The sequence below is a fragment of the Enterobacteriaceae endosymbiont of Donacia piscatrix genome (genome assembly GCF_012569525.1).
GTDB lineage: Bacteria > Pseudomonadota > Gammaproteobacteria > Enterobacterales > Enterobacteriaceae.
In genome coordinates this window covers 230,285-234,384 of record NZ_CP046200.1, presented here as the reverse complement: position 1 = coordinate 234,384, position 4,100 = coordinate 230,285, and the positions used below count along the sequence as shown (strand labels likewise).

General features: G+C 17.0%; 4 protein-coding genes. 1 reads left to right on the top strand and 3 read right to left on the bottom strand.

Translation table 11 applies throughout. From position 1 onward, the window contains the following. On the top strand, positions 1-933 hold a 933-nt coding region (gene tilS / locus GJT96_RS01100), incomplete at its 5' end, for a tRNA lysidine(34) synthetase TilS (protein ID WP_169780397.1). Here the strand turns inward: tilS and GJT96_RS01095 are convergent. The 3 genes from GJT96_RS01095 to GJT96_RS01085 all read right to left on the bottom strand — a co-directional run. Continuing rightward, positions 908-2,662, bottom strand: a complete 1,755-nt coding sequence (locus GJT96_RS01095) for a proline--tRNA ligase (protein ID WP_169780396.1) — start codon at positions 2,660-2,662, stop codon at positions 908-910. The genes tilS and GJT96_RS01095 overlap by 26 nt on opposite strands. Before the next feature lie 26 nt (positions 2,663-2,688). After that, positions 2,689-3,606 carry a homoserine O-succinyltransferase gene (locus GJT96_RS01090; protein ID WP_169780395.1) on the bottom strand — a complete coding sequence of 306 codons (918 nt, stop codon included), beginning with the start codon at positions 3,604-3,606 and terminating at the stop codon, positions 2,689-2,691. 103 nt (positions 3,607-3,709) lie between these two features. Further along, positions 3,710-4,100: NifU family protein (locus tag GJT96_RS01085; RefSeq protein WP_211080501.1), on the bottom strand; the 391-nt coding region annotated here is incomplete at its 5' end.

Here is a 4,100-nt window from a genome sequence, read left to right as displayed (position 1 = left end):
CCTAAAGGATTATCTGGTATGTCTACAATTAAAATTGTAAATAATTTTAAAATATTGCGTCCTTTTTTAAAAATAACTAAAAATGATATAATTAATTATGCTACAAAAAAAAAAATACAGTGGATAGACGATCCTAGTAATAAAGATATAAAATATGATCGTAATTTTTTACGTAATATTATTTTACCAAAAATAATTAATAGATGGCCATTTTTTTTAAAAGTTCTTTCTAGATCAATTAAAAATTGTAGTGAACAAGAAGAATTATTACATAATTTAATTAAACCTACATTAATGAAATTAATTCAAAAAAATAATAGTTTATTTATTTCTCCTTTATATAATTTTAATGTGGTAAAAAGAAATTTTATTATTAGAAAATGGATAGAATATAATAAATATTATTATATGCCATCTAGAAAATTATTAGATATTATATGGAACGAAATTATTTGTTGTAAAAAAAATAATAATCCTCAAATTAAAATAGGTAAATATGTTATTAGAAAACATAAAAATTATTTATTTTGTATAAAAAATTATCTTAATTTAAAAAAAAATATTTTAATATGGAATAATTTTGAAAAACCTTTAATATTACCTAATAAATTAGGTATATTAACAATTTTACATCATAAAAATTATAAAAAAAAATTAATATATATTAAAAAACCAAAAAATAATGAAATAATATATATAAAATTTAATAATCCAATAGAAAAATATTATTTTAATAATTCTAAATATAAAAAAAATATTAATAATATATGGAAAAATTTAAATATTCCTAAATGGGAAAGGGAACAAATTCCATTATTATTCTATAATGAAAAATTAATTATTGATTTAAAAAATAAATTAGTTACACAATATGGGAAAATTGATTTTTTAGAAAAAAATAATTTTTTTATTGCTTTTGAAAAAAAACATTAAAGCATTTATTCATTTTTATTTTTTTAAAAATAAAATCTATAATTAGATCAATAGATAGAATTTTTGTAAATCCTGTTTTTCTACATTTATATTCAATATTATTATTTAAAATATTTAAATTATTAATTATAATAATATGAGGAATACCGATAAGATCCATATCAGTAAGCATTACTCCTGGATTTTCTTTTCTATCATCCATTATAACTTCTATACCTAATAATTTAAATTTATTATAAAGTAAAAAAGCATTTTTTTTTACTATAGTAAATTTATACATATTAATTGGAATAATGGCTACTAAAAAAGGTGCTAAAAATTCATTTGGCCAAAAAATTCCTTGAGAATCATAATGTTCTTCTATAAGGGCAGCAATTAATCTTGATATACCGATACCATAACAACCCATATATATTAATTTTTTTAGTTTTTTTTTATCATATATATGATAATTCATTGATTTAGAATATTTTGTACCAATTTGAAAAATATGTGCTATTTCTATACTACGTTTAATTTTTATTAAATTTATATCATTTGATGATACAATATTGTTATTTATATAACAAATATCTTGAATATTATTTGGTAAAGTTAAATTAATATTCCAATTTGTATTTATAGAATATTGGTTTTTAATGTCAGTTTTGATAACAAAATTATACATATTTGTTATAGAATAATCTCCAATAATAGGTATTTTAAAAAAAAATGGATTTATAATATTTGTATTAATTTTAAAAATTTTTTTTATTTCTTCATCAGATAAAATTTTTATTATATTAATATTTATTTTTTTAATTTTATCAATATTTATTTTATGATCTGCTCTAATAATTAGAGCAATAAAAGGATTATGCTTATTTGATATTTTAATAATAATTGTTTTAATAATATTTTTTATTGATATATTAATTTTTTCAGCTAATTCTTCATAAGTTAAACAATTTTTTATAATTATTAATTTTTTTTTTAAATTTTTTTTTTTATTTCTATTAAATTTCTTAGAAAATAAAGAATTTTTTAGTTCTCGATTAATTATAAATTTTTTATCTTTAGATAGAGAAAGTAAATTTTCTCCATTTTTAGATAAAATATGAAATTCATGAGAAATATCACCTCCAATAATATTATTATCTGCCTTAACTATTACATAACTAATATTTAAAAAATCAAATATTTTTTTATAAGTTTTTAATACAACATTATATGTTTCTTTTAAAGAATTTTCATTTATATGAAATGAATAACTATCTTTCATTAAAAATTCTTTTGCACGTATAACTCCTAAACGAGATCTAATTTCATCTCTAAATTTAGTTTGTATTTGATAAAAATGGACTGGTAAAGATTTATATGAAATAATCTCATTACTTATTAAGTAAGTAATAACTTCTTCATGTGTTGGACCTAAAATAAAACTATGTTTTCTACGATCTACAATTTTTAATAATTCTTTACCATAATTATTTATACGTCCGCTTTGATTCCATATATTTATGGGATGTAATATTGGTAATATTAATTCAATAGCATTTATATTATTCATAAAATAACGTATAATTTTTTTTAAATTATTAATAATTCTTAATCCGGTTGGTAACCAAATATATATTCCAGAAGACAATTTTCTAATAATTCCTGATTTAATCATTAAAGTAAAACTGTTTATATTATTATCATTTATTTTGTTTTTAGATGTAAAAAATGCATATTTTGTTGTTAACATTATTATTCCTTTTAAAATTTAATATTTTAAAATTTATTTATATAAATATATTTTTTTTGATAAAATAAATAATTTAACCAATTTAAAAATAATAAATTACCATGACTTCTCCAATTAATTTTAGGTTTTAGTTTTGGATTATTTAAAGGATAATAATTATATGGTAACTTAGTTAGTTTAGATTTATTTTTTAAATCATTTAAATATTCTTCATTAATTGTTAAGACATCATATTCTGGATGACCAGTAATAAATATATATTTATTTTTTTGACTAGTAAAAAGATATACACCTGCTTTATTTGAAAAAGATATTATGTTTAAATCAGTATAATTTTTAATAAAATCTAATGAAAAATCAGAATATCTAGAATGAGGAACAAAAAAATAATCATCAAATCCTTGAATTAAATAATTATTTTTTAATAAAATTTTATGTTTAAATATACCTAATAACTTTGATTGATTAACTTTTTTAGGAATTTTATATAAAATATTTAATACCGCCTGTACAGACCAACATATAGATAAGATGGAATTTACATGTTCACGGGCCCAATGTATAATTTTAACAAATTCTTTCCAATATCTAATATCAGTAAAGTTAATTAATCCTAAAGGTGCACCTGTAATAATTAAACCATCATAATAATTATTATTAATTTGTTCTAAATGAGAATAATATCTATTTATATGATGAGTAGATATATAATTTAATGATTGACTATCATTTACTGCTAATAACGATAAATCTATAAATAATGAAGAATTAGATAATAATCTAATTATCTGATTTTCTGTATCAATTTTTTTAAACATTAAATTTAAAAAAAGAATTTTAAGTTGACTAGAATATTTTTTTTTTTTTGATTTAGCTAACAAAAATATATTTTCTTGTTTTAAAAAATTAATTGCTGGTAATTTTTTATGTACTATAACTGGCATATAATTTTATTCCTTATTTAAATATAAAATAATTTTTTTAAAAAAATAAATATGTACTACTAAAAATTAGTAAAATATTTAAATAAAACAATTATCTATTTAGTTAGTAATAAGAAAATTTATTTTTTTTATGTAAAGTTACATCATGAACACCTTTTATATTTGGAAAATTATTTAATATTTCTTTTTCAATCCAATTTTTTAAAGTTTGTTTACTCATTGCACATCCTTGACAACCTCCATGAAATTCTAATAATACAATATAATTTGTTGTAATATTTTTTAAAATTATTGAACCTCCATGATTTAATAATCTAGGATTAATTATGTTTTTTAAAAAAATATTAATATTACATTTTAAATGATCTATATTATTAATATTTTGTGTTTTTTTATTTAAAATAACAAAATTTATTTTTTTAGATAAGTTATTTTTAATAATATCTATTTTAATATCTTTTAAAAATTTAAAACTATTTTTTTCTATGAAAATC